The organism is Parasphingomonas frigoris (assembly GCF_036663815.1).
In the GTDB taxonomy this organism is placed as follows: Bacteria; Pseudomonadota; Alphaproteobacteria; order Sphingomonadales; family Sphingomonadaceae; genus Sphingomonas.
Genome location: NZ_JAXOJQ010000091.1, coordinates 1 through 1,073 on the forward strand (window position 1 = coordinate 1; position 1,073 = coordinate 1,073).

2 protein-coding genes are annotated in these 1,073 nt (G+C 62.5%); one reads left to right on the forward strand and one right to left on the reverse strand.

Annotated features, from left to right (window positions below; genetic code table 11):
* A partial coding sequence (locus U1872_RS22695) for a transposase (protein ID WP_332795105.1) occupies positions 1-327 on the forward strand: 327 nt, incomplete at its 5' end.
* Between the two features lie 471 nt (positions 328-798).
* On the opposite strand, the gene U1872_RS22700 is transcribed toward U1872_RS22695, so the two are convergent.
* Positions 799-1,073: ATP-binding protein (locus U1872_RS22700; protein WP_332795106.1), on the reverse strand; the 275-nt coding region annotated here is incomplete at its 5' end.

Sequence of the window (1,073 nt, forward strand, 5' to 3'; positions counted from 1 at the left end):
CCCGGTGTTGAGCGGCGTCGCCATTGGAGCGACGACCGCAAGCTTGCCCTCGTGGAGGCAGCCATTGTTCCTGGCGCGTCGGTTGCTGCTATCGCGCGCGATGCCGACGTCACGCCGTCATCGATCTACCGTTGGCGGCGCGAGCTGTGCAGCGAGTTTGTGCAGCCGACTGGCTTTGCGACCGTGGCCGTTCATGTGGACCCGCCTGGCGTCGATCACGACACGTCGGACATGCTGGTCATCGAGATCCGCGGTGCGACCGTCCGTGCGGCTGGCGGCGTGCCTGCGAGCTTGCTGGTGGCGGCGTTGCGGGAGCTCAAAGCATGACCCCTGTTCCGGGTGGGACACGGGTCTGGTCTCCGATAATCGCACCGACCCAGTACGTTGGATTCGCGAACCTACAAGATACCGGCCACGCAAACCTTCGGGCCTTCGACAAACTGGCTAACCGGTCTTGAGCGCGCGTTCTCTCTTTCAGATTGCTGGCGGGAAGACCCGCAAGGGCCACCGCACGATCAGCCCGTATGTCTCCGCAGCTATCGCGCTGGTGAGCGCGAACAACGTTATTGGCGGCCGTTTAACAAGACCGAACGCAACGCGCAGATGCGCGCTGCTGAGGGATACGATCACAAGCATAAGATCGCCAGCTGCGTATTCCGATAAAGTGGGCCGGGCGTACCGCTCTGAAGCGGGCCACCGTTCCAACGTGAAACGGGCCACCTGTACCGATCCGAAGCGGGCCACTTAGGGGATGCCTGCCTGGGTCGTACGGGACAATTTATCGAACGGTCTGCGAGGTCAAGCGTCGAGTGCGGAAGCGCGTCGTTTGCGAAGGCTCTCGCCGGTGAGATCGATGCGGTAGGCGTTGTGGACGACGCGGTCCAAGATCGCGTCAGCGAGCGTGGGATTTCCAATGATCTCGTACCAGCGGTCTACGGGAATTTGGCTGGTGATGAGGATGGAGCCGCGGTCGTAGCGATCTTCGACGATCTCGAGCAGGTCTCGGCGGCGATCGGCGCTGAGCGTTTCTGGTCCCCAGTCGTCGATGATGAGCAGATCGGCGCGCGACAGAG